General features: G+C 47.0%; 26 protein-coding genes. 11 read left to right on the forward strand and 15 right to left on the reverse strand.

Features of this window, described 5'->3' with window-relative positions; genetic code table 11:
- The 9 genes from CMM32_06545 to pcaC all read right to left on the reverse strand — a co-directional run.
- A partial coding sequence (locus CMM32_06545; protein MBT06558.1) for an NIPSNAP family protein occupies positions 1-101 on the reverse strand: 101 nt, incomplete at its 3' end.
- A gap of 125 nt (positions 102-226) precedes the next feature.
- Positions 227-1,057, reverse strand: coding sequence for a polysaccharide deacetylase (locus CMM32_06550; protein MBT06559.1), 831 nt, complete (start codon positions 1,055-1,057; stop codon positions 227-229).
- A 117-nt stretch (positions 1,058-1,174) separates the two neighbouring features.
- Positions 1,175-2,233, reverse strand: coding sequence for an LLM class flavin-dependent oxidoreductase (locus tag CMM32_06555; protein MBT06560.1), 1,059 nt, complete (start codon positions 2,231-2,233; stop codon positions 1,175-1,177).
- A 152-nt stretch (positions 2,234-2,385) separates the two neighbouring features.
- Positions 2,386-4,017, reverse strand: a complete 1,632-nt coding sequence (locus CMM32_06560; GenBank protein ID MBT06561.1) for a microcin ABC transporter ATP-binding protein — start codon at positions 4,015-4,017, stop codon at positions 2,386-2,388.
- Between the two features lie 14 nt (positions 4,018-4,031).
- Positions 4,032-4,916, reverse strand: a complete 885-nt coding sequence (locus tag CMM32_06565; protein ID MBT06562.1) for a peptide ABC transporter permease — start codon at positions 4,914-4,916, stop codon at positions 4,032-4,034.
- Positions 4,913-5,854: a peptide ABC transporter gene (locus tag CMM32_06570; GenBank protein MBT06563.1), complete on the reverse strand. Its 942-nt coding sequence runs from the start codon at positions 5,852-5,854 to the stop codon at positions 4,913-4,915. Before CMM32_06570 ends, CMM32_06565 begins: the two co-directional genes overlap by 4 nt.
- Positions 5,855-5,875: 21 nt before the next feature.
- Positions 5,876-7,459 carry an ABC transporter substrate-binding protein gene (locus CMM32_06575; GenBank protein ID MBT06564.1) on the reverse strand — a complete coding sequence of 528 codons (1,584 nt, stop codon included), beginning with the start codon at positions 7,457-7,459 and terminating at the stop codon, positions 5,876-5,878.
- Positions 7,460-7,584: 125 nt separating this feature from the next.
- Positions 7,585-8,403 carry an MBL fold hydrolase gene (locus tag CMM32_06580; GenBank protein ID MBT06565.1) on the reverse strand — a complete coding sequence of 273 codons (819 nt, stop codon included), beginning with the start codon at positions 8,401-8,403 and terminating at the stop codon, positions 7,585-7,587.
- 25 nt (positions 8,404-8,428) lie between these two features.
- Positions 8,429-8,806, reverse strand: coding sequence for a 4-carboxymuconolactone decarboxylase (pcaC, locus tag CMM32_06585; protein MBT06566.1), 378 nt, complete (start codon positions 8,804-8,806; stop codon positions 8,429-8,431).
- A gap of 137 nt (positions 8,807-8,943) precedes the next feature.
- Between pcaC and CMM32_06590 the strand changes: the two genes are divergently transcribed.
- Entirely contained in the window at positions 8,944-9,495 is a 552-nt protein-coding gene (locus CMM32_06590; protein ID MBT06567.1) for a protein-tyrosine-phosphatase, read from the forward strand.
- A gap of 27 nt (positions 9,496-9,522) precedes the next feature.
- On the opposite strand, the gene msrB is transcribed toward CMM32_06590, so the two are convergent.
- Positions 9,523-9,948, reverse strand: a complete 426-nt coding sequence (gene msrB / locus CMM32_06595; GenBank protein MBT06568.1) for a peptide-methionine (R)-S-oxide reductase — start codon at positions 9,946-9,948, stop codon at positions 9,523-9,525.
- 114 nt (positions 9,949-10,062) lie between these two features.
- On the opposite strand from msrB, the gene CMM32_06600 reads away from it, so the two are divergent.
- Together CMM32_06600 and CMM32_06605 are read left to right on the forward strand one after the other, a co-directional pair.
- Positions 10,063-10,980, forward strand: coding sequence for a 3-phosphoglycerate dehydrogenase (locus CMM32_06600; protein MBT06569.1), 918 nt, complete (start codon positions 10,063-10,065; stop codon positions 10,978-10,980).
- Positions 10,981-11,096: 116 nt separating this feature from the next.
- Positions 11,097-11,870, forward strand: a complete 774-nt coding sequence (locus CMM32_06605) for a 2,3-dehydroadipyl-CoA hydratase (protein ID MBT06570.1) — start codon at positions 11,097-11,099, stop codon at positions 11,868-11,870.
- Positions 11,871-11,902: 32 nt separating this feature from the next.
- Here CMM32_06605 and add read toward each other — a convergent pair whose 3' ends face one another.
- Positions 11,903-12,943, reverse strand: coding sequence for an adenosine deaminase (gene add / locus CMM32_06610; protein MBT06571.1), 1,041 nt, complete (start codon positions 12,941-12,943; stop codon positions 11,903-11,905).
- 198 nt (positions 12,944-13,141) lie between these two features.
- Between add and CMM32_06615 the strand changes: the two genes are divergently transcribed.
- From CMM32_06615 to CMM32_06635, 5 genes are all read left to right on the forward strand, one after another.
- Positions 13,142-13,981: an enoyl-CoA hydratase gene (locus CMM32_06615; protein MBT06572.1), complete on the forward strand. Its 840-nt coding sequence runs from the start codon at positions 13,142-13,144 to the stop codon at positions 13,979-13,981.
- Positions 13,982-14,237: 256 nt separating this feature from the next.
- Positions 14,238-14,717, forward strand: coding sequence for a hypothetical protein (locus CMM32_06620; protein MBT06573.1), 480 nt, complete (start codon positions 14,238-14,240; stop codon positions 14,715-14,717).
- Positions 14,718-14,897: 180 nt separating this feature from the next.
- Complete coding sequence (locus tag CMM32_06625; protein ID MBT06574.1) at positions 14,898-15,644, forward strand: ABC transporter ATP-binding protein; 747 nt, start codon at positions 14,898-14,900, stop codon at positions 15,642-15,644.
- Between the two features lie 8 nt (positions 15,645-15,652).
- A complete protein-coding gene (locus CMM32_06630; protein ID MBT06575.1) occupies positions 15,653-17,131 on the forward strand; it encodes an amino acid ABC transporter permease in 1,479 nt (492 codons plus the stop codon).
- 78 nt (positions 17,132-17,209) lie between these two features.
- On the forward strand, positions 17,210-18,406 hold the full coding sequence (locus tag CMM32_06635) for a carnitine dehydratase (GenBank protein MBT06576.1): 1,197 nt from the start codon (positions 17,210-17,212) through the stop codon (positions 18,404-18,406).
- Positions 18,407-18,438: 32 nt separating this feature from the next.
- Here CMM32_06635 and CMM32_06640 read toward each other — a convergent pair whose 3' ends face one another.
- Positions 18,439-19,605 carry an acyl-CoA dehydrogenase gene (locus CMM32_06640; GenBank protein ID MBT06577.1) on the reverse strand — a complete coding sequence of 389 codons (1,167 nt, stop codon included), beginning with the start codon at positions 19,603-19,605 and terminating at the stop codon, positions 18,439-18,441.
- Positions 19,606-20,004: 399 nt separating this feature from the next.
- On the opposite strand from CMM32_06640, the gene CMM32_06645 reads away from it, so the two are divergent.
- Entirely contained in the window at positions 20,005-20,703 is a 699-nt protein-coding gene (locus tag CMM32_06645) for a DNA-binding response regulator (GenBank protein ID MBT06578.1), read from the forward strand.
- A 36-nt stretch (positions 20,704-20,739) separates the two neighbouring features.
- Complete coding sequence (locus CMM32_06650) at positions 20,740-22,026, forward strand: two-component sensor histidine kinase (protein ID MBT06579.1); 1,287 nt, start codon at positions 20,740-20,742, stop codon at positions 22,024-22,026.
- A gap of 58 nt (positions 22,027-22,084) precedes the next feature.
- On the opposite strand, the gene CMM32_06655 is transcribed toward CMM32_06650, so the two are convergent.
- Genes CMM32_06655 through CMM32_06665 form a run of 3 tightly spaced genes read right to left on the reverse strand, consistent with a single transcriptional unit; the run spans position 22,085 to position 23,900 of the window.
- Positions 22,085-22,690, reverse strand: coding sequence for a hypothetical protein (locus CMM32_06655; protein MBT06580.1), 606 nt, complete (start codon positions 22,688-22,690; stop codon positions 22,085-22,087).
- A 37-nt stretch (positions 22,691-22,727) separates the two neighbouring features.
- Complete coding sequence (locus tag CMM32_06660; GenBank protein ID MBT06581.1) at positions 22,728-23,564, reverse strand: pyrroline-5-carboxylate reductase; 837 nt, start codon at positions 23,562-23,564, stop codon at positions 22,728-22,730.
- Positions 23,565-23,900, reverse strand: a complete 336-nt coding sequence (locus CMM32_06665; GenBank protein MBT06582.1) for a hypothetical protein — start codon at positions 23,898-23,900, stop codon at positions 23,565-23,567. It abuts the gene before it with no gap.
- A gap of 101 nt (positions 23,901-24,001) precedes the next feature.
- On the opposite strand from CMM32_06665, the gene rfaD reads away from it, so the two are divergent.
- The gene (gene rfaD / locus CMM32_06670) at positions 24,002-25,003 is read left to right on the forward strand and encodes an ADP-glyceromanno-heptose 6-epimerase (protein ID MBT06583.1); all 1,002 of its coding nucleotides are present in this window, start codon (positions 24,002-24,004) and stop codon (positions 25,001-25,003) included.
- Positions 25,004-25,169: the final 166 nt, after the last annotated feature.

A 25,169-nucleotide genomic window follows, 5' to 3' on the forward strand; every position in this document is an offset into this window, starting at 1 on the left:
TTATCACCTTCTCTAATCTCCCTTGCAACAGTCCCACTGGCTTCGAGCACTTGATTAACTGTGCCTGGCCTCACCGTATAAACTCTCAGTTCAAAAATCATAAATTTCCCCTTTTATCAATTAGCCTGACAGAAAAATGTTACCTGTTAGCTATGACTGCCTGATTACTTTCATTAGGTGGAGCGTATCTTTGTTAGTGGTTGATTTGTCTGAGAAACCAGAATTATTAGTCTCTTTTTATGAATTCTCTTGCAGCTTCATCCAGGGTCATGAATTCAGCACCTTTAGTAGACAACTCTTTTATTAGTTTTTCCAGAATAATCATTCGGTGGCCACGCCCTATCACGAATGGGTGGAATGTATACGTCAATACGCCCCAATCTTCAGTAGCGGNCATATACGAAAAATCANTCAGCCAATTTTCGAGGACGCCTTTGGCNGCGGCAAGGCCCGGAAGTATNCCGGACTTTTCCCGGACAAACTCAAAATATGGATAATCATCCAATGTCCAACTTATGGGCATCTCGAGTAATTCAGAAGGTTGTCCAAAATCTATGGGTTGATCTTTATGAATTACATCGCCGACNCGAGCCCAGTAAGGAAAGTGATCATTCCCCATCATACTACTGTCGTAGACGAACCCGTGCTGTAATAGAAGCTTTATTGTGTTTGGGCTTAAGTCCCATGAGGGGGAGCGATAACCATTAGCGTGTTTCCCACTTAGTTGACGAATTGCTTCATTGCCGCGCTCCAAGTCTTCGGCCTCCTTCGCAGCAGAAAGTTGCGCCGGGGGGGTATGAGTCCATCCGTGGTGGCCAATTTCGTGTTTGGCGCCAACTATAGCCTCACAGATATCAGGGTAAGTTCCAATAGTTACACCTGGGATGAACCACGTAGCAGGAATATTGTATCGGGCTAATAGCTCCAAAATTCGTTTAGCGCCTATGGCACCAAATTCACCCCTAGATATAGGGGTTGGGGTGGTATACCCCTTAGCTATCCATCCCGAAACAGCATCAAAGTCAAAAGTTAGACAAACAATATGTCGTTGGTTCATATATTTTTCCAAATTAACTATCAGGTGTCTGTGCATCTACGTACGAATGATAATAAGAATCCTTCTTCGGTTTGCACTGGCCGCAAAGAGCCTTGCTGGAACGAGTTTTACGTTACCCTAATTCAGTAGGGTGAGCGATCCCACCTCTTTTTCGATTGCAGGGATAACCTCAGAGCCGAAGATCTCTATGGAGTGCATTGCCCGATCATGTGTTACACTCCCTATAGTAAAGTATAGAGCCATGTGTTTGGGGTTAACTTTCTTTATGACCTCCACACATTTTTCCGCACAGGTTTCTGCGTCACCAACAATGAGATTGTCTACGATTTCGTCCANAGATAATTCGTTTTCCAANGGGCTTTCAACTAGCATGCCATTTTCTAGAACTTCAGTTCTATGCCTCAGTTGAAAGGCTAAACGAGCCTGGAAGCGGAGATTTTCTGCAAAATCTCTCGCTTCGGCCTTGGTTTCGCATATATGAGCTGCGCCGAGAGTGCTNAAATTCATTTTGGTGGGACTATGTCCTGATTGAGTCCAGAATTGTGAACAATACTCTTTCTGGGCAACCAAAAACTCCGGTCCAAAGAGGCGACCTGTAATAATAGGGGTATAATTTTTCCTCGCAGCTTGTAGAAGAAGATCGGGATGACCGCCTGCTACCCAGACTTCAGGCATTCGGTTTTCGACGGGGCGAACATTTATCTGGGTGTTGGCCTGTGAAATGTATCGGCCGTCAAATGAGACTTCAGNCTCGGTCAGACCGGCTTCTAGAATTTCTAACATTTCTAGGGTTCGGTCCTTTGCTTCTTCTAAATTCAAGCCAAATCTATCAAATTCAAAAGGCTGGTAACCGCTGCCAATACCAAGCACCAGACGTCCCTGGGACATTTGATCCGCCATGCCTATCTCCCCAAGCAAGCGTGCAGGATGATATAAAGGTAATACCAAAACACCAGTTGCAAGCTGGATTTTTGAAGTTTGAGCCGCCATATGGGCGACCATCATTAATGGTGACGGGGTAAGGCTATAATTTGAAAAGTGATGCTCAGCGAACCAGGCTGTTTTGAAGCCAGCCATTTCTGCNGCCTGCACTTGCTCAGAGGTTTGGGAGAGCATGTCTATAACTGTTTGAGTGCTTGACCTTTGATTCATTAAGCAAAATAACCCGAAATCCATNTCATGCCCCTAAAGATTGGTATGGTTTTAACGTGANGCTTCCCNATANAGATGANGATGCAAGGTGTTTCGTGTTTCTAGCACCAGTATGTGAAGTNACCAAACGGGGCCTCNTACCGTGCAGGAAACTGGAAGGCTCTTTCCATTAATTTTTAATTAAAATCCCATTTTTGGCCGGGAGCTGCATTGAAAAGGCGTTTGGTATACTCATGTTTAGGATTTTCAAATATCGTTTTAGTTGGTCCATGNTCCACTATTTTTCCGTGATACATCACCGCTATATTGTCCGAGACTTGTGCCGCAACCCTAAGGTCATGCGTGATGAAGAGTATGGCCAAATCTAACTTTGACTGTAGGGTCTTCAACAACTCCAAGACTTGGGCTTGTACAGACACGTCGAGGGCGGAGACTGGTTCATCAGCTACAAGCACGTCAGGCTCCATTGCAAGGGCACGAGCAATACAGATTCGTTGACGTTGGCCTCCCGAGAATTGATGTGGNTATCGGCTCATTGCGTCTGAGTCTAAGCCCACAAGTTTGAGCAGGGTGCGAGTNCGTTCGGTAGCTTCAGCTCTTGNTAAGCCATAGTTCNTCGGGCCNTCGGCTATCGCACGTCCAACAGTTTGTCTGGGGTTTAAAGATCTATAGGGATCTTGAAAGACGATTTGTATATGTTTTCGGAGGGGCCGGTATGCTCGNTCAGATATGTCTGCGATATTGGTATTGTTGACTCTAATCTCCCCGGCGCTTGGGTTTATAAGGCGCGCAATACATCTGGCTACTGTGGATTTGCCAGATCCTGACTCTCCTACAATACCAAGGGTTTCTCCTCGGCGAATATCGAAACTAATATCATCAGCTGCTTTCACGGTGCGCCGTCTTCCGAACAAAGATTTGGTTTTATATATTTTTTCTAGAGACTTTGTGGAAATTGCTATCTCTTTCCCCGGATTTGCATGGCGAGATTTGGGAATAAGGCTAGGAACAGCATCAATTAACATTGCCGTATAGTTATCCTTTGGATGGCCAAGTACATTTTCAGTCTTTCCATGTTCAACGATTGTGCCATCCTTCATGACTATTACCCTATCAGCAATTTCCGCAACTACGCCAAAGTCATGGGTAATGAATAATACACCCGTATCGCGATCTTTCTGGATATCCTTGATGAGATTCAAAATTTGTTGTTGGGTGGTTACATCCAAAGCTGTGGTGGGTTCATCAGCAATAAGGAGGGCTGGCTCCAACGCTAGTGCCAGAGCTATCATNACTCTCTGCCTCTGNCCCCCCGATATTTCATGTGGATAGGAGCGGAAGAGGTTTTTTTTATCGGGCAGATTTACAGCCTCCATTAACTCGTAAACTCTATTTTTTCTGTCGCGAGAGGACATATCCGTGTGCTCNNTCAGAACTTCTTCTATCTGGCGGCCGAGAGGCATTACCGGGTTTAANGCGGTCATGGGCTCTTGGAAAATCATGGCCATACGATTGCCNCTCAGTTGTCGTAGTCGTTTTGGGCTGGNGCCTATAATCGGTTCACCCAANACCGAAATGGAGCCCGCCTCGGTTTTGAGTTGGTCTTCNGGAAGCAGTCCCATCACACTATGCGCTGTCACAGATTTCCCTGAACCTGATTCTCCAACGACACATANGATTTCTNTCGGAAGNACCTCTAAAGAAACNTGATTCACGGCGTGTATGCGCTCAGCGCTAGCTGGAAGCCGAACGGTCAGGTCTTTGATAATGAGTACAGGCTCACGGGGCGTTATGGGTTGCGTTTCCATGAAGATTCCCTTCCCTATAGCTGCTTAGCAAGTCGGGGATCCAGAGTATCTCTTAATCCATCCCCTAGGACATTAACCCCGAGAACCGTTAGTGCCAGATAAAGCCCCGGAAAGAAGATGATCCAAGGGGCTATTTGAAAATAGGATTTTCCTTCTGCCATTATGTTGCCCCAACTCGGGGTTTCTGGAGGAACCCCCGCCCCTAGAAAACTCAATATGGCCTCTAAAATCATAGCAGAAGCGCAAACATAGGTTCCTTGCACAATGAGGGGGGCAACTATGTTTGGCAAAATGTGCCGGATCAAAATTGTTGGAGTTCTAGTGCCTAAGGAAATAGCGGATTCAACATATGGCTCCTCTCGCAAGCCCAATACTATCCCACGGACTAGGCGAACGACTCTTGGGATTTCAGGAATTGTAATGGCGAGTATCACCGTTTTTAAACTTGCGCCTGCTAGGGCTAACATCGCGATTGCCAGAAGAATTCCAGGTATGGCCATAATCCCGTCCATTATCCGCATTACAATTGTGTCGAGCCAGCGGAAGTAGCCTGCCACCAAACCAACTACGAGGCCGATAGATACGCTAAGGACTGCAACCGAGAACCCCACTGCCAAGGAGATACGACATCCAAACACTGTTCGGCTGTAAATATCTCTGCCATACATATCAGTTCCAAACCAGAATCCCGAGGAAGGTCCCTTTAACCGGTCTATTGGATGCATGGAAGTAGGTTCTACGGTAAANAGCACGGGTGCTAATAATGCAGTAATTGCGACAAACAACAGCAAGAATCCGCCGACCCCCACACTCGAATTTGAAATAAGAAATGCGGGCCAAGTCGTGAGGCCTTTCAGTTTCACCAANATAGCGGGGCGTGTTTCAGGTTTTAAAGTCAAAAGCGGATCCTTGGATCAAGGGCAACGTAAAGAAGATCAATGATGAGATTGACCAAAACGTACAAGCCAGAGAAAACTAAAATAATCCCCTGGATAACTGGGTAGTCTCTCCGCAGGACGGCATCTACTGTGAGGCGACCCAGTCCTGGGATGTTATACACACTCTCGGTTACAACAACCCCGCCGATCAATAAGGCAAACCCTATGCCTATCACAGTCACGATAGGAACGGCGGCATTTGGCAGAGCGTGCCTAGCAAGTATAGATCGTTCTCCTAGACCTTTGGATTTTGCCGTGCGGATATAGTCCTCATTAAGTATTTCTAAAATACTCGCGCGGGTAATTCTAGCGAAGAGGGCAATAAAAATGACGCTCAAGGTAATGCTGGGTAGCACCAAACGATGAAGAAAGGGAACTATTCCATCGGTTATGCTTACGAAGCCTTGTACCGGAAAGAGGCCTAATTGTAGCGCAAAAATATAAATAAGTGCATAGCCAAGCACAAAGACCGGAGTTGAAAAACCTAGAACGGAGAAAGCCATAACAGTTCTATCTATCCAGCTTCCAGCCTTCCATGCGGCAAGAATACCGAGAGGAATGGCGACAACGATGGCGAAGATGAGGGTTGTAAGTGCAAGGGAAAGGGTAGGCTCAACCCTCTGAAGAATAAGTTGGCTCACTGGGAGGTTAGAAAAAATAGAAACACCCAAATCGCCNCTTGAAAGTTGTATAAGCCAAGTGGTGAACTGGATGTGCAAGGGTTGGTCCAGTCCAAGTTGGGCGCGTATGCGGGCGATGTCGGCGGGGCTAGCGTAATCGCCTGCGATAATTGTCGCCGGGTCTCCTGGGCTCAAGTGCAGAAGCAAAAAAACAAAAAGTGCTACGATGCCCATGACGGGGATAGTAGCAGCTAACCTGCGGATGATGAATGTAAGCACAGCAGTTGTCCGCGGGNGGGGCTATTGTTTTTCCACGTTCCAAAAGAAAGGAACGGGTGACGATAAGAAGCCTGTCAAATTGTTCCTATACGCAAAAGGAGTGTTAAACTCACCCCAATTGACATAGGTCACTACCTCATAGGCTCTTTTCTGGATTTGCTCAGCTATACGAAATTGTGCATCAGGCGATGATGCAAGTGCGTATTCATGACGTAGGCGCTCGAGCTCTTCGTCGCATGGCCAGCCAAACCATGCACGGTCTTGGCACCCCCCGGAAACACCAATGTTTGTGATGGGGTTAAAAATATCTGCCCCACTCCACCAGGTTATAAAAATATTCCAGCCCCCTTCGGATGGCGGGTCCGTCATGGCGCGTCGGGAGGTAAGCGTGCTCCAATCCATCGCTTGCAATTCAACATTGATACCTGCTTCCCGCAGTAATTGTGCTGTCATCAATGCCGCACCGCTATTCGCCGGCGTATCTGTTGCTTGCATGACGATGACGGGGCTGTCGTCGTATCCTGCTTCCTTAAATAGTTCCCGTACGCGATCCATGTCATGGCTCATCAATGGTTCGGAACCGATGGCAGTTTCCAGTGGGGTGCCGCACCCAAAAAAGGCAGGGCATGTCTGGAAATATTCGGGGTTCCCGATCACCGCTTGAAGGAAGTTTTTTTGATCCACTAGCCAGAGCATTGCTTGCCGAGCGGCAGGATTATCAAACGGTGGGTGGAGGTGGTTAAGTCTCATCCACCCTTGAATCCCAAGAGGAAGAGGCTTGATAATAATTTCTGGATTTGATGCCATTATTGGCAAGAGATCCACTGGCGGCACTTCAAAGAAATCAATTTCTCCAGCTATAAGGGCATTCATGGCTGTGGCAGGATCTGGTATATACAGCCATTCTACTCTGTCTACGTTAACAACTTTCCCACCAGCGGCGAAGCTGGCCGGCTCGTCTCGGGCTATATAGGCCTCGTTTTTTACGTAGACAACTTTGACACCTGGGATCCACTCGTCTTTGATAAACTTGAAAGGGCCAGATCCTATGGTCTCCGGCACTTGTTCAAAAGGATCCGTTTTTGCAAGGCGTTCCGGCATCATGAAGGGAACGTTTGAGCTGAGCTTAGCTAAGGAGTCGATAACTAATCCATAGGGTTCTTTCAGGGTTAACTTAAATGTGAGATCGTTGACGGCCTCGAGACTGGCTGTCATGTCCATCAGCTTCTGGCCCATTCCATCTCTTGCTCCCCAGCGCAGAAGGGATGCCACACAGTCGCGGGCAGTCACGGGTGCTCCATCGTGCCACTTAAGACCTTCCCGGAGCCTAAATTCATAGATCAGCCCGTCTTCGCCAACGGTGTGATTTTCCACCATCTGGGGCTGTGGATTAAAATTCTCGTCCAGAGCGAACAGAGTGTCGTACACCATGTATCCGTGGTTCCTGGTAATATAGGCTGTNGTCCAGATGGGATCGATATTTTTTAAATCCGCGTGGGCCACCATGCGAATGGTGTTGTCCGCATATGCCACGCTCCAGAACCCCATGAACGCGAGCAGGAACAAAGTGGAGCTATGGGCTAGGTTTTTAATGGACTTTGGCATTTGGGATAACCTCTCGCCTTCTAGGGGCCTGAAAATTTTTCTCTAGTCATTATGACAGGTAGGTGGGTTGGATTAAACACGTATTCGTCGGTGCACTGGATGCCCAAAATTGTAGACGTATGTGACTAAGCATTTATTCCGGCGATAGGGGGGGCTTGATCTAGCCTTGCCACTACTCCTTTGAGTTCTGCTNTAGCGGGTGGGTAGCGCTGGAGTACCAGTGGATCGTGTCCAGGGATGATGTGGTCCTGGCTGCTGGCCAGGTTTCGGAGGGTTTTGAACCCATTCACCATTTGGCCAACATCGAACACGATTGGAAATGGTGCAACCCTTTCCATATTTGCGTACAAGTGGCTTGCATCTGAAGCCAATACGAGCCACCCACGTTCTGTCCATACCCGTACACATTGCATTCCCATGGTATGTCCGCCAATGAAGTGAACGCTAATGCCAGGAGTTAGTTCGGCGTCCCCATCATGAAATTCGACGCGGCCCTCATAAACTTCTCTTACCAAGTTGACCACGTCATCCAGTTCGTAAGCACCTTGGAAAGTTTTCTCTCTCATGTATCTACCAGTTGCGTACTGTAATTCTTTATCTTGAATGTGAAGACGGGCCTTGGGAAACATGGAAAGGTTGCCTACGTGGTCATAGTGAAGATGGGTAAGAATAACATCTTGAACAGTCTTTGCCTCTACTCCGATCAACGCGAGACCCTCGAGGGGCGTCCGCAGCAACTTTCTACCCCTCTTTTTAGCCACAGCAGCGTCAAATCCGGTATCAATCACATAGGTGTGAGTAGGGCCAACTGCTGCCCATATAAAATAGTCTAACGCCATTGGGCCCTCGTGGGCGTCTCCGCCTATAAACATTTCATAGGGACTCCGCCCGCCGTGATGGGCGTACCGGATAGCGTAGACCTTAAACGTTTCCAGCTGTTGCATTAAGAAGCTTCCCTGTTTNGGAATTCTATGCTTTCTCTTCAGAAAATACTTCCCGCGCCGTTCGGAAGGCATCTATAGCGGCGGGGGCTCCGCAATATACCGCAGCCTGCAAAAAAACTTCCTTCATTTCTTCTTTGGTTACGCCGTTATTTAGTGCTCCTCTGATATGCAGTTTTAATTCATGTGGGCGGTTTAGGGCTGTAAGCATTGACAGGCAAAGAAAACTTCTAGTCTTTCGGGGTAAGCCGGGACGGTTCCAAATAGTCCCCCAAGCAAATTCTGTCACGAGCTCTTGCATTGGTTGATTGAATTCATCCGCAGATGCGATAGCTTTATCGACATAATCTGTCCCTAGAACCGAGCGCCGAATTGCTAAACCTTCATCATATTTTTTGCGGGTCATTTTGGTCTCCCCCATCCTATTTGCTATGTTTCTTAGTTGTAGAACTTTAATGGTGTATGCCTAAAACATATAGGCATATGGAGCCTTTTTGTATATTTTCTGGTCTTAGCTACTAATACAATGGAATTATTTATTTCATGCTCCCATATAAGGTGACCATTTGTGGTTTAAGTGAATTATCTGAAGTTGTTCCCTCAGGAATCAGCCATGTGATTTCAATACTTGATCCTGATTATCCGTACCCATCTGAGTTGAAAATNATAGATAGNTCTAGACGGGAACTGTTCTCTTTTGAAGATGTTGTCGTTCCGGAAGAAAGCCAAAAGATACCTGAGAGAACTGATATAAAGAGATTGTTAGATTGGGGCCGTGGACTTCTACTTGGGGGAGAGGAAACTCATTTATTGGTTCACTGCCATGCTGGGGTTTCGCGCTCTACAGCTGCAACGGCAATTCTTATGTTGGGACAGAATCCGTGTCTTGAGGAGCAGGTGTTTCAGGAAATTTCACGCCTTCGGCCTCGAAATTGGCCGAATAGCAGGATGGTGGAAATTGCAGATGAATTGCTTGGTTGCCGGGGTAGATTTATTGCAGAGCTTAAGAGGCACCATGCTCGTACCGCAGTTCAAAACCCAGAACTGGCCGAGCTAATTCGGCTACATGGAAGGGCACATGAAGTTCCTGACTAGCGGCGAAGTTCTTTAGTGAGTTTTGGATTATTTGTTGGAGGGCTTTAATTTTAACGATGCCGAATTAAGGCAGTAACGAAGCCCAGTGGGGGGTGGGCCGTCTTCAAACACATGACCAAGGTGGCTGTTGCAGGCAGCACATAGAACCTCAGTGCGAACCATGCCGTAACTGGTGTCTGTCTTGGTCCTAATTTTGCCTTCGTCTATCGGTGTCCAGAAGCTTGGCCATCCCGTTCCCGAGTCGTATTTCGTTGTAGATGCATAGAGGCTCTCCCCGCAACAGAGACATTCATAGATGCCATCGGTTTTTGTATCANAATATTGTCCGGTAAATGCGGGTTCCGTGCCGTGTTGACGTGTTATCTCGTATTGTTGTGGAGTTAGTTGTCTTCTCCACTCCTGGTCAGACTTTACAATTTTGGCTTGTGANTGGGGTTTTTCTACGTCAGGCATGTTTATCTAAATCCAAAAGAATGATGTAAGTTAAAGGGGGTGCAGTTTTCCATAATAATATGACATTCTACGATATTAGATTTTGTATGTAACACATATTTTTTGAGTATAGATATGTCCATTAATTTTATTGATTGTCCCCAGTTTCTTGCTGAACTCTATAATGGGGATTTGATGGAAATCGTTCCAGGGTTGGAGATACATACGGATGATCTGTCGCGGTCCCAAATGATGGCCCTTTTGGCTGACAGTGAATTTGTCATGAATGACCATACATATATGGATCAAGACTTCCTTCTGAACTGTAAAAATCTTAAAGCGATCGTGTTTTTGGGGACTGGGGCATCAAGTTTTATTGATGTTGAGGCGGCAACCCGTCAGGGCATACGGGTTCGGACTGTAAAAGGATATGGGGATCGTAGCGTCGCTGAACACGCTATAGCGCTGATGTTCTCCGCTGGTCGAAGAGTAGCTGAAATGGACCGGTCGTTGCGGAATGGAGTTTGGAGCACTCTAAATTCAATAGAATTTTTAGGAAAGAAGTTAGGTGTTGTGGGGACTGGTGGAATTGGATCAGAAGTTGTGAGAGTAGGAAGCGCTCTGGGAATGGAGGTTCTNGCATGGAATCGGAGCGGTGTGCCAAGCAGGTTGCCATGTAAGGAGGTTTCTCTGGACTATTTACTTGGAAATGTCGATGTCTTGTCGTTGCATCTTGCCCTTACAAAAGAAACAAAAAATATTATTAANGCAAAACGTTTGCGGGACCTAAAAAATAACGCAATATTGATCAATACTTCACGCGCCGCCCTTGTAGATGAAGTTGCTCTCTTGGAGTGTTTGAAGATGGGTAGGATAAAGCATGCGGCATTGGATGTATTTTTGGAAGAGCCATTGGCCGCGGACAACCCGTTTCTGAACCTAGACAATGTTACGCTGACTGCTCATGCAGGATGGATGACTACCGAAGCCTCTATCAAATTACTANGAATGTCGTTGTTGGAACTGTCCGAAGAGATAGCTCGCGGTGATTAACATAATAAGTTTAGGTTGCTGGAAGGGTCTAGGGGATGCAGCTAGGGAACGATGTTGATTTAATTTGAAGGGCCCGGCGACCACTTTCAGTCTGGATTGGCAGGGAGGTTAAAGTAATGGAAGATATTATNTTAAAAAGTATGCCCGAAGATGGNGTTATGCAGGTATCCCTCAATCGGCCNAAGCAACGGAACGCATTGAGTAATGATCTGATAGCCAAGCTCGCCGNGATATTNGAGGTAGCATGGGANTCTAGCGGGGTGAGATGTTGTGTGTTAGTTGGTGTCGGCGATATTTTTTCTGCTGGTGCCGATATCAAGGAGATGGAGGCCGATGGCATCAATGCCATTGATAACANCCAACGGAAGAGAAATTGGGCTCTCATCGAGCAATTTCCAAAACCCATTATAGCTGCGGTAGAGGGGTATGCGTTTGGTGGCGGCCATGAATTGGCTCTAGTTGCAGATCTTATTGTTGCTTCTGAGGATGCCCGCTTTGGACAGCCCGAAATAAATCTTGGAATTTTACCAGGGGANGGAGCAACTCAACGTTTAACCAGAGTTGCCGGTAAGAGCTTGGCAATGCAGATGATGCTTACTGGCGACCCAATTTCGGCTGAGACAGCGTATGCGGCGGGATTGGTCAGCTGTTTAGTGCCGCCCGGTAAAGCATTAGAGGAAGCGCTGAAATTTGCAGTCAGCATAGCAAAAAAAAGTCCCATCGCGGCCCAATTAGTGAAAACTTCAATTAAGTCGGCTTATGAAACGAGCTTGTCGGCAGGATTAGAGATAGAACGTCAGGCCATACGCCAGGCGTTTGCTAAAGGGTCTCATGTGGAACCGATGAGAAAGTTTGTCGGAAGGAAAAACCTTACAAAAACTCGCGGCTAAGTATAATTTTAAGAGCGGTACGAGTTCCCGATTTATTGTGGTAACTTCCAATTTGGGTGGCTTTGGAATTGTTTGGTGAGGGATGATTGAGGCCCATTGGTCGGTCTCCAGGAACATTCCAAGGCATTTAGAATTAGTTGGCGTATGTCATCTGGTGCAAAATGGAAATGGTCCATNAGCCCCATGTATTCATCANTTAAGTGGTTGTGAAACATTCCGGGATCATCAGTGTTGATTGTTATNTTCAAACCATGTTGCCAATATTGATGNACTGGATGGTCCTTGTAAGAGGGGATAACTCCCGTAGCCACATTAGACAGCGGGCATAACTCCAAAGGCGTAGCTTCCTTCTCAAGGTGTTCCAAAAGTGCAATATCTTCTCGTGCNCGGGTGGCATGTCCAATGCGGTCAACTTCTAAATCCTGTAGAGCACCCCAGACACTCTGAGGGCCAGCTGCTTCCCCTGCATGGACGCTGGTTTTAAAGCCTAAGCGCCGGGCTTCGGCATATACTTTTGCAAAAGGCTTGGGAGGATGCAGGTGTTCGGAGCCTCCCATACCGATTCCCACAATTCCAAACTCCCTGGCATCGGCTGCTTCTCCCAATGTTTGTTCGGCCCTAATCGGGCCATGGTCGCGCACTAAATCTGCGATTAACCAAAGTTCTACTCCGGCAACTTTGTCAAATCCTGATCTGATTGCTTGTGCTAAGCCCTTTGTGGTTAGACCGTGTTCGCTGAANCGGGANGGGGAGAAAAANATNTCGGCATATAGGATNTTTTGTCNAAGAAGGTCCTCTGCGATTGCTTTGGCGATAAACTGAAAATCATCGTAGGTACGTAAAAATCCATTTTTCCAGATCCATGTTTCAATAAAATCTGGGAATGTGTCGTAGGTGAGCCTGCCCCTCAGGGCCTCTTTGGTGGGGGTCGAAGGGTCTCCGCCATATTTTTGTATCAACTCCCAAAGAGCGCCNAGCGGGATAGCCCCTTCGAGATGAAGGTGCAATTCCGCCTTGGGCAAATTATGAATCCATTGGGCCATTCGTGACTTGTCATATTGGTGGATGGCCATCTTCTTTAACCTATTCTTCCAGGGTAGTAGTTGATTATGTTTTACAGTGTATAGATGAATGGGTGAAATAACGAGATCAAAGCGTATTAAGATATCATTTAGTGTAGAGCAAGCTTCTGTATTTGAGCCTTCTTATTTGAACATCGAGGATTTATACTTGGATGAATTAGAGGATTATATTGGTGGGAGGAGTATACATTGCCGTATCAGAGTATAATTTATGAAATAAAAGAAGGTGTCGGTTTAATCACCTTCAACCGTCCTGACAGGCTTAATGCGTGGAATCACGAGATTGAAACAGAACTGCGCGCGGTAATGAGTGAAGCGAGTATTGATGGGAACGTCAAAGCTGTTGTCATAACTGGAGCAGGGAGGGGTTTTTGCGCAGGCGCAGACATGTCTGATCTCAGTGACTCTACGGGTGAAGACAGTGATAGCATGCGGGAATCGGAGAGGANACGCCTGCAACATGCTCCGACGGAAGGGCAGTTGGAGCTCCCTAGTGATTACAGCATGCGCTATACTTATTTTACTGGAACTCCGAAGCCCGTGATCGCCGCCATAAATGGCCCGTGTGCCGGGCTTGGCTTAGTCATGTCCTTATTCTGTGATGTTCGCTTTGCTTCCGATAAGGCTGTATTTACCACAGCCTTTGCGCGAAGAGGCCTGATAGCTGAGCACGGAATAGATTGGATACTTCCAAGAGTTGTGGGGCTTCCCAATGCTTTGGATTTATTGCTATCTGCAAGAAAGTTTGATGCGACGGAGGCAAAAGACATGGGTTTGGTGAGCAAGATTTGTCCGCATGAGGACCTGATGTCTACCGTGATGGCGTACGCTAAAGATCTAGCAACAATGGTATCGCCACGCTCGATGCGAGTGATGAAGGAGCAGGTATANCGTACTCAGGGCACTAGTTTGTCGGAAGCTGTTAATACTGCTTTCGATGAAATGTTTGATAGTTTGGATAGTGCTGATTTCCAGGAAGGAGTGGCACATTTTGTGGAAAAACGTCCCCCCTCTTTCCCTGGTAAATAGGGGGGATTTGGCTCAATCCCTGATTTTTTTGTTGCATGTAGGAGTTCAGCGACCATTATACCCATAAGTCGGATTACGTATGGACGGTAGTCCCGCGCTCCGACATTGAAGAATGAGTAGAGGAGCAAGACACATGAAAAATCCCCTGGAATCACTTCCAACAACGGTTGTGATGGGTTTAGTGCTGACAGTGGTCATGGTTTTATTAGTTAAGGCAATCGGCTCTTAAGGGCNCGGAANGGTCAGGAGATANAATATGGAAGACCTACTAATAGTTNTAATTCGATGGCTGCACGTCTTGAGTGGTGTTATGTGGATTGGTTTGTTGTGGTATTTCAACTTTGTTCAAATACCTAGTATGCCAAAGATTCCAGATGATCAAAAACCAGCGATTGGCAAGGTCATTGCACCCGAGGCGCTCTTTTGGTTTCGTTGGTCGGCTTTGTCAACCGTAGTATTCGGTTTGATTTTGGCAATGATGAATGGCTACCTTGTTGACGCGTTGACCTTGAATAATGCTCTTATCGGTTTTGGTATGTGGCTAGGGTTAATAATGGCATTTAATGTCTGGTTTGTGATTTGGCCAAACCAGCAAAAGGCTCTTGGCATGGTAGAGGTTGAAGCCGATGCAAAGGCAAAGGCAGCCCGGACGGCAATGCTGTTTTCACGAACTAATACTATGTTGTCTGTGCCGATGCTGTTNGCAATGGTTGCAGCGCAAAACATGACATTATAGTTCGGGTTACAGGTTGTTTTTAGGGGAGTCCAGCGCGTGAGGCGCTGGGCTCTTTAGCCGTGTCGTTAACTTGTCCCCACAAGATCGGCATAAACGGGCTATAGGGATGCGGTCGAGCGCAAGTTNTGTTCGCTGTGGTGTATTTCCCCATAATAATGCGAAAGGGTAGTATCGCCACAAATGTTAAGTTTACGCAAAGTATGTAAACGTTATGGTGGCGTGGGCGCTCTTTCGGATGTCAGNTTTGAGGTGCCTCGAGGGGCTACTGGGGTCATTATTGGTCCCTCCGGATGTGGTAAGACTACTCTAGTGCGTTTGATTATGGGTTTGATATCTGCTGATCAGGGGGAGATCATATTTGATGATGCAACAGTCATTGAGGAAAATATATCACGTATCCGCCGCCGGATTGGTTATGTAGTTCAAGGTGGGGCATTGTTTCCTCATCTGACGGCTTGGGACAATGTTGGACTTATGCCAAAATACTTTGGATGGTCTTCCCCCGAGATTGCCCGAAGGGTGGAGCTTCTCGCTGATATGGTGGAGCTCCCGCTGGATGCACTTCATCGTTATCCAGGAGAACTGTCGGGCGGCCAGCGGCAACGGGCTTCTTTGATGCGCGCCCTGGTGCTGGATCCAGAGGTGTTGGTTCTTGATGAGCCCTTTGGCGCGTTGGATCCAATGGTGCGATTCCAATTACAAGAGCATCTGCGTACCTTATTTAGGAAACTAAAAAAGACAGTTGTNATGGTAACTCATGACATCGCGGAAGCTGCGTTCTTCGCAGACGAAATAATTCTTATGCGAGCAGGTAAGGTTGTTCAGCGAGGTTCTATGTTTGAACTTTTATCTAACCCTAAAGANGATTTTGTCATGGAATTTATAAAAGCACAACGAACCCTTGNTGAGGATAGCCAGGAGTTTTGACGATGCGCATTGTGGCTGCCGTCATTTTTTGTCTGTATCTTGTTCTGGTTGAATCCACATCACCTATGGCGCGAGAAACAAAGGTTGGGTCAAAGGCTTTCACTGAATCAGTTATCCTAGGCGAGATAGTTACTCAACTGATCGCAGGGTCGGGGCTGGAGGCGGTTCACCACTCCCAATTGGGAGGTACTAGAATACTTTGGGAGGCCCTAAAGGCCGGGGAGATTGATGTGTATCCTGAGTATACTGGAACACTAACCAATGAGATATTAGCTCGGTATCGTTTTGAGACTGACAGACAACAGAAAGAGTTTTTGGGGGAGTTGGGGCTCCAGCTTGGTCCCAAGATTGGTTTTAACAATACATATGCTTTAGCTGTAACGGAGTCGACGTCATTAAGCCGGGAGATCCACAAAATTTCTGATCTTGCCGCTCATCGAGATCTTTCATTTGGCTTTAGCAATGAATTTATGGATCGGCAGGATGGGTGGCCGGGGCTCAAAGCTACATATTCGCTTACCCAAAAAGACGTGTTTGGACTGGATCACGATCTGGCATACCGTGGCCTAGTTGCAGAGGATATTTACGTGACGGATGTGTACTCTACGGATGCAGAGATAGAGTACTATAACTTGACCGTCTTGGAAGACGATAAACAATATTTCCCGACCTACAACGCCATCCTTATTTATCGGACCGAATGGGCAGATAAATATCCAGAGTTACTAAAAATGTTGCGCGCACTGGATGATGACATCAACGAGTCAGAGATGGCTGCAATGAACGCGGCAGTTAAAATAGAGAAGCGGACCGAAGCAGAGGTGGCTAGGACGTTTTTGTTGGAGGAACACGGTAGAGAACCAAATCGGTCTAGCAGGGGAATGAGTGTACGAGTTTTGGCTAATACCCTAGATCACCTTGNGTTGGTTGGCGTTTCGCTTTTGGCTGCCATATTAATCGCCATACCTTTGGGCATTGTTGCAGCCCAGAATCCACGGTTAGGTCATTTCGTTCTTACGGTAGTCGGAATTGTACAAACTATTCCTTCGCTGGCTATGTTTGTTTTTATGATCCCTTTGGTTGGAATAGGAGGTCCCCCAGCTATTTTGGCATTATTTTTGTACAGCTTGCTGCCCATAGTCCAAAATACCCACGCGGGTCTNAAAAATATATCTTCCGATATGTTAGAAGCGGCCGATGTTATGGGGCTTTCTTTCAGAGCGCGACTGCANATGGTAGAGTTACCTATCGCTATGCCCACAATTTTAGCGGGNATTAAGACGTCTGCTGTAATTAATGTGGGCACTGCTACTTTGGGGGCGCTCGTTGGCGCTGGGGGTTATGGGCAGCCTATCCTCACTGGTATCAGACTTGATGACCTTAGCTTAATTCTTTCAGGAGCGATACCGGCTGCAGCTCTTGCCCTCGCGGTTCAAGGTTGCTTTGAATTGTGGGAGCGTTATATGACCCCCAGGGGCCTCAGATAGAGGCCGGCAAGATTTCGGGTTTTAGGAAGTTTCGCTGTATGNGTGCTTTGGTAATAGAAAGACAGAAAGTTGGTTTTAATGTTCGAAAATAAGGGCGCTTTACGTAATCTTCGTGTGTTAGATTTAACCCGCATCCTGGCAGGCCCATTTTCCACACAAATTTTAAGTGATCACGGAGCGGATGTAATAAAGGTTGAGGCACCAACTGGTGATGAGACACGGAGGTGGGGCCCCCCCTTCGATCAAGAAGGAATGAGTGCTTATTTCAGGGGTGTCAATCGAAATAAACGTTCACTTGCCATAGATCTATCCTGTGGTGAGGGGCAGAAAATTTTGATGAGATTAATGCAAGACACAGATGTTGTTATAGAAAATTTCAAGGCGGGCCAGATGGAAAAGTGGGGGCTTGGCTATGAAGATAGTTTGAGGAATAAATTTCCTCATTTGGTCTATGCCCAAATCACAGGATATGGGTCAAATGGTCCAATGGCCGGTCTTCCGGGCTTTGATGCTATTGCCCAAGTTATGAGCGGTTTGACTAGTGTAAATGGCATGCCAGACCAGGCACCGGTGCGGGTCGGGACACCAATCTCAGATCTTTCTGCCGGCCTATACATAACTAGCGCGATTATGATGGCTTTATATGAACGGGAGTCAACTAAGCTTGGGCAGAAGGTGGAGGTTTCTTTATTGGACTGTTCCGTGAGCCTTTTGCATCCTCATGCGGCTAATTATTTTGTTACTGATGAGCCTCCTGTGCGCTTAGGCAATGGTCATCCCAACATATCTCCCTACCAAATGTTTGAGACAGCGACCTGTTGGATCTTTATAGCAGGGGGAAACAATAAGCAATTNCAGAAATTGGTGTCCTCTCTTGGGNTGCCGGANTTGGNGGAAGATGAGAGATTTGCGGACAATGTTGCACGAAAAGAAAATGAAGAAGAGTTGAACATTATACTNGAATCAGTGCTAAAGGAACAGGACGGTATTTTCCTGGCTAAAAGGTTATTAAAAGATGGTGTTCCAGCGGGAGCCGTATTAGAGGTTCCGCAAGTTTTGGAGCTAGAGCAGTTGGCGGCACGTGAGATGGTTCTCGAGCAACCTGGCTATAAGGGTATAGGTACGCCCATTAAAATGTCACGCACGCCTGCTAGATTTCGTGCACTTCCACCTCAACTAGGTGAACATAGCAAGGACGTGTTGCGCGAGGCAAATTTTACAAAAGAGGAAATCAAAAAATTAGTCCTCTCGGGGATTATATCGGACTCATCGTAGATAATGGCCGGTGTGGTTAAGGAGGGATCTTTTTAGTAGGACTTTGGAAGCCCTAACCCCCTCTCCGCAATGTAACAGAGCATTAGCTGTTCAGTGACAGGAGCTATCCGATTGATCCATTGTTCTCTCATAAAACGTTCGACGTGGAACTCTTTGGCGTAACCATACCCACCGTGGGTAAGTATTGATCGTTCGCAGGCGTCAAATCCTGCACGTGCGGAGAGAAATTTAGCGGCATTTGCCTCAATCCCACATGCTTTTCCTTGGTCATAAAGTGCAGCTGCCTTAAAGCACATTAAGTTGGCCGCTTCCAACTCACACCAAGACTGTGCCAAGGGATGTTGAATTGATTGGTTCTGGCCTATGGGACGCCCAAATATTCGCCGATCCTTCGCGTACTGACAGGCGCGACCAAGGGCAACCCTGCCGACCCCTATTGCTTCAGCAGCTATTAAAATTCGCTCTGGGTTCAACCCATGCAACAAGTACTGAAAGCCCTTTCCTTCCTCCCCGATGCGATCTTCAAATGGCACCCGCAACTCATTGATAAATAGCTCATTAGAGTCGACGGCCTTCCTCCCCATTTTTTCTATTTCTCGAACCTCAATGGCCCTTCTATCAAGGTCTGTATAAAATAACGACAGCCCGTCACTAGGTTTTTCACACTGTTCTATAGGCCTTGTTCGAGCGATGAGTAATATTTTATCAGCAACTTGGGCAGTTGATGTCCAGACTTTGTGTCCCGAGATTAGGTAATGGTCATTCTTGGGGATTGCCTTAGTTTTGAGGTGGGTCGTGTCTAGACCTGCATCGGGTTCAGTTACTCCAAAGCACGCCCTTGTCTCACCATTTATCAACGGAGGAAGCATTCGCTGTTTCTGTTCCTCATTGCCGAACACCACTATGACATTTGGCCCAAAAATATTCATGTGCACAGCAGAGCAGCCGCTCATTGCGGCGCCAGATTCCGCGATTGTTTGCATCATTAAAGCCGCCTCTGTGATCCCAAGGCCAGACCCCCCCTGCGCTTCAGGCATGGCAATACCTAGCCAACCATCTTTGGCTAAGGCGGAGCAGAACTCGTGTGGAAAATCACCTGACTGATCATGGGAAAGCCAGTAGTTATCATCAAATTGGTCGCAGATTTTTGAAACTGAATTAGCGATCTGTTCGTGTTCTGGAGTAAATGAAAAGTCCACCGGTGTCTCCTAGGAAAATGTGAATTACAGGATCTAATAAAGTATGGAATACTCTTCTAAGCCGCTTATAATAAAGAATAGTCGAGTATTTAGCATTTGGTGTAACGGCACACCTAAGCCTATTCATTGTTTCCTTGGGCGACAACATTTTCTTAGTGAGTGCGATTTTGCCAAAAATTTAGCGTATTCAGGAAGACCATTTTTCCTGTTATTGTTTGTTTTGTATTGAGGGGTGTAAGCAGGGCGCTATACGCCCCAAGCTTCTGTGTTGCGTTTTTCATATCAGGCTGTGTGATATGGTATGGGAGTTTGTGGAGAGGACAGCATTGGTCCAGCGGGGTATTAGCGCTGTTTGAGAAATGGAAACCAAATTCCTTTGAAGACAGGCGGAGTTTGTAGATGAACAANGACCTTACGCGATTGTCTGAAATGCCCCACGTTTTAGTTGTGGATGATGATCGTAGNCTCAGGTCCTTGCTAAAAGATTATTTGAGTGAAAACGGATTCTTGGTGTCAGCCGCCGAGAGTGCAGGTGACGCTCGAGTAAAAATGGAATATTTTGATTTTGATATACTTGTCGTGGATGTAATGATGGAAGGCGAGACGGGAATAGAATTTATGCAAACTCTTCGATCGTGTGATGATATACCGATCCTTCTTTTGACCGCAATGGGGGAGTCCGAGGATAGAATACGTGGTTTAGCGAGCGGTGCCGACGATTACTTGGCTAAACCATTTGAGCCACAAGAGTTAGTGCTACGTCTTCAGGCCATCCTAAGGCGATCGAGTGCCTCTAAAGGTTTGTTCTCCGGAAAAATTATTTTTGGTGACTTTGTTTTTGACGATAAGCAGGGTGAGTTGCGTAAACGAGACGAGCTTATAAGTTTAACATCAGGGGAGCTCGGTCTTTTGAGAGTATTCACAAAAAATGTTGGGGTAGTGGTATCTCGGGAGACTTTAGCCTCCCGTGCCGGAATAGAGGCGCGAACAGTGGATGTGCAAATAGCGAGGCTGCGGCGCAAGATAGAACAAAACCCTCGTCTTCCGCAGTTTTTAAGCACTGTCAGGGGGGAGGGATATGTCCTGCGAGAGGGGTAGAATGAGGTGACTATCCAGAACCAACGAAAACGGATAATGCCAACTTCCCTATTCGGAAGGTCGCTGCTCATTGTAGTACTGCCGCTACTTTTGTTGCAGACGGTTTCCATGTTTATTTTTTATAATAGCCATTGGGAGGATGTGGGCCGGCGATTGGCTCTCGGACTTGGCGGTGAGATAGCCATGTTGGCTGAGGCGATAGCAAGGTATCCAGATGGCGCACAACGCGATTGGATATTATATAGAGCCCAGGCCGACTTATCTATGAGGGTTCGTGTTCTTGAGAGTGATCAAATGCCCGAAGGGAAGGGAAACTATTTTGGCGCTTTGGATAAAACGCTACGACGAGTATTGCCCGAACAAATTTCGGAGCCATTTAGCTTTGATACTTCTAAGGGGGATACCGTCACGATTTGGGTTCAGTTAAAAGAGAACGTGTTGGAAGTTCGTGTTCCCAGAAAGCGGTTATTTAGTTCTACAACATATGTTTTCTTGGCGTGGATGGTGGGAACTTCATTAATTCTTTTGACTATCGCGGTGTATTTCCTGCGACGCCAAATTCGTCCTATCCGCCGTTTGGCACAGGCGGCAGATAGTTTCGGTAAGGCTATGCAAGTTATTTCGTTTAAGCCTGAAGGTGCTAGGGAGGTGCGCCAGGCGGCGAACGCCTTTTTGCTAATGCGTGAACGAATCCGACGTCAAATTACCCAGCGTACCGAGATGCTGGCGGGGGTAAGCCATGACCTTCGAACGCCTTTGACACGGATGAAGCTTCAACTGGCGATGCTACCGGAAAGTGACTATTCCGCGGGGTTACGTAACGATGTGTTGGAGATGGAGAAAATGGTGGATGGTTATCTGGCCTTTGCACGAGGGGAGGGGAGCGAAGTGGTGGTGCCAGTTTATATAGACACCATGCTGAATGATGTTGTGGAGGAGGCTCGCCGTGGGGGAGCTGATGTGACCTTCAATGAGTTTTCTGGCGTCCAACTTATGGGTCGGCCCAACGCGTTAAAGCGAGCAGTAACTAACCTAATTGATAACGCAGTTCGATACAGCTACGAGGTCACCTTGGTAGCCCGAAAGAAGGCAGAAGCGCTTGAAATCACCGTAGATGACAATGGGCCTGGTATCCCCGAAAGTCAGAGAGATTCCGTATTCAAACCGTTTTTTCGCATGGATCAGTCCCGGAATGCAGAAACGGGGGGTGTGGGTTTGGGGCTTACAATAGCGCGCGATGTCGTTCGTAATCATGGCGGCGATTTGGTGCTGTCGGAGTCGCCTCGGGGTGGGGTAAGTGCGTTAATTCGCCTGCCTCTCTAGTTTTGCGGCCTTCCTATTTTAGCGGGATTGAGCTAGAAGGTATTGGTTCACAGTTAGCTTACTTTGTGCTGCCGCAGACACGTGCCAAGAAACGATCAGCTTCAATGAGTTTTTCATTGAGCTCTGCCATGGTTGGCCCGAGGTCGTCGCTATCGTCGGAGAACCAACGGCGGAGAACCAGCAAGTAAATAGCAGTTAAGCCGTGTGCTTGCCATGGCACTCTGGCAGTGCCTCTCCGTATTTGTGCGTAATCAAGCATGGTGGCCATAGATTTATTCAGACCAACGCAAAGTTTGAAACCTTGGATAGGTTGTTTTATGCCATAACTTGCCACAGAAGCTAGCCCAGGCTTCCATGGTTCAATGACGTCGATGCGCTCCATTAGCACTTCAAATAACCTTTCTTTAGGCGCACCCTCCGACCAATTTGGGGTTTGCCTGTCTGCAATCTGTAGGTCCGTGCGGGTTCGGAAGGCCTCCAAAATATTCCACTCAGAGGGGAAAATAGCTTTCACCTCCTGTTCCGGGAGGTCGGTTTCCCTCCCAATCTTCTGAAGGGTGACGTTGGCCCAGCCAACCTCGCCGGCCAGTGAGAGGGCGGTATCTATGATAAGGGTTTGTAGATTGACATCTGTTTGGCGGTCTTTTCTCTTCTGATTATTCATTCAAATGTTCCTGTCCACCAAAACTGAATCGCACTTGCTAACCTGCCAACTCCCTGCTGCGGGTTACTGCTTTATTGACGGCCTGTAAAAACAGTTCTGAAAGCCGATCATTCGACATCAATACTGTCAGGGCGGCTTCTGTAGTTCCCCCAGGGCTTGTTACGTTCTGGCGTAATATACTGGGGGAAAGTGCGCTTTCTTCCGCGAGAGCTGCAGCGCCTGCTACTGTGGTGACCGCCAATTCGTTTGCTAAATCTTGATCTAAGCCCGCTTTAAGCCCAGCTTCCGCTAACACCTCTATCAAAAGGAAGACATAGGCTGGTCCACTTCCGGAGACAGCTGTTACCGGATCCATCAATTCCTCATTATTAACCCAACGAACTTTTCCCACCGCACTCACAAGCGCTTGGCAGAGAGTTTTCTGTTTACTGTTTACATGATCATTGGAACAAAGAACTGTCATACCTTTCCCGATAGACGCTGGAGTATTTGGCATAGCACGAACTATGGGTGAGTTAGCTCCTAAGATTCCTTCAAAATAATCAAGCGTCTTGCCAGCAGCAATTGAGAGTATCAAAGAGCCCTGCTGAGCCAGATCTCTGTAAAGGGGTACAACGGCATCCATTGCCTGTGGTTTGATAGCAAATACCACGATAGGTTGGCCAATCCCAGTGTTGATTGCTTCTAAGGTCTCAAACGTTTGTAGAGAATACGTTTCTCTAAAATGTTTGGCACGAGCTATGTCTGGCTCAATCAGCACAAGGTCACTGGATTGAATAATTTTTCGCGTTAGCCAGGCGTCTACGAGGGCTCCACCCATCTTTCCTGCTCCGACGAGTAGGATGCGACGATTGTCTCCGGTTTGTCTGGCCATTTAATCTTCCTTAGGGCTTGGGTCGCCTTTGACAGCCGTCCTTTGTTTTTGCTGTTTTGGTCTCTTTTTTGTAGCTCTGTCTGCTAGTTGCCCTCTTAGCTGAGCCTTGAGCTCCTCAAGTTGTGTTGCCAGCGCTTCATTTTCTTTGCGAGCCCTGATCGCCATGGCTTGAACCGCCTCAAATTCATCCCGTTTCACTAAATCCATACGGACTAATATCTTTTCCAGTTTTTCATGCAGCCTGGCCTCTGCCTCATCTTTAAGAGTGGAAAAAGATGAGAATGCTCCACCCGCGATCTTTGCCAAGTCATCCAACAAACGATTTTCACTTTGCATTTCCTTCGCTCCTGAAAGGTGTCAGTGTGTTTAAGCCATTCCATGCTACTATCTGAGGCAATAGCTTGCTAGGACAAACAAGCAGCTCTATAACCCGATGAATGATTATAGTTACCGGTGGCGCAGGATTCATAGGTTCTAATGTAATTGCAGGTCTCAATGAGCGAGGCAGGCAAGACATTATTTTGTGCGATTCACTAGGGTCCGATGATAAGTGGCGTAATTTGAACGGCAAAAGTATTATAGATGTTCTCTCTCCGGGAGATTTATCGTCTTTGATGCGAAGTGGGTCGTTAGGTAGCTATGAGGGGAAAATAGAGGCAGTCTTTCATTTGGGTGCTAATTCGTCCACGGTTGAGACTGATATCGATGCTCTTTTGACAGAGAACTTTCGCTACAGTTGTGATCTATGGAGGACATGTGCGTCGAAAGGTATTCGCCTGATTTACGCTTCTTCTGCTGCTACTTATGGCAATGGAAGTGCTGGATTTACGGATGGGCTAGACGAAGAACTGTTGGCCACTTTAAGGCCGCTGAATGCCTACGGGTGGACTAAACACTTGTTTGATCAAAATGTGGCCCGCTGGGTTCAAGACCCGGGTACCCGGCCTCCACAGTATGCGGGCCTAAAGTTTTTTAATGTTTACGGGCCAAATGAATATCATAAAGGCTTTATGAAGAGTGTTGTGTGTGAAAAATACACGATGGCACACCGAGACGAGCCTATTACATTATTTAAGTCGTACAATGAAGGGTACACAGATGGAGGCCAGCTTCGTGACTTTATTTATGTTAAAGATTGTGTCGATGTTATGCTCTGGCTGTTTGATACACCAACCGTAAACGGGCTTTTTAATGTGGGGACAGGCCAGGCGCGAAGTTTTGCCGAGTTAGCGGGGGCCTTGTTCAGCGCATTAGGTAAGGAGCCAAAAATAAAATATATCGACATGCCTGAGGGTGTTCGCGAACATTATCAGTACTTTACACAGGCAGATATTACCAGTTTGCGATTAGCAGGTTTTGGGGCACCGTTTACTACTTTGGAAGACGGTATAGCAGACTATGTGCAGAGGTTTTTGCTGCAGCAAGACCCCTATAGATAAGGCTGGGTGTGATATTCACATAGGCTGTGGCCCTGGCCTGCTGTGGTAGAGTTGTTAAAAATAGGTGACAGGATTCCCTATGAGTTCAAATGAGCATAGTAAATAGGAATGACGTTCCCAGAAATAGATCCAGTTGCATTTGAATTAGGCCCGTTCGTAGTTCGTT

The sequence above is a fragment of the Rhodospirillaceae bacterium genome, assembly GCA_002728255.1.
Lineage (GTDB): Bacteria > Pseudomonadota > Alphaproteobacteria > UBA7887 > UBA7887.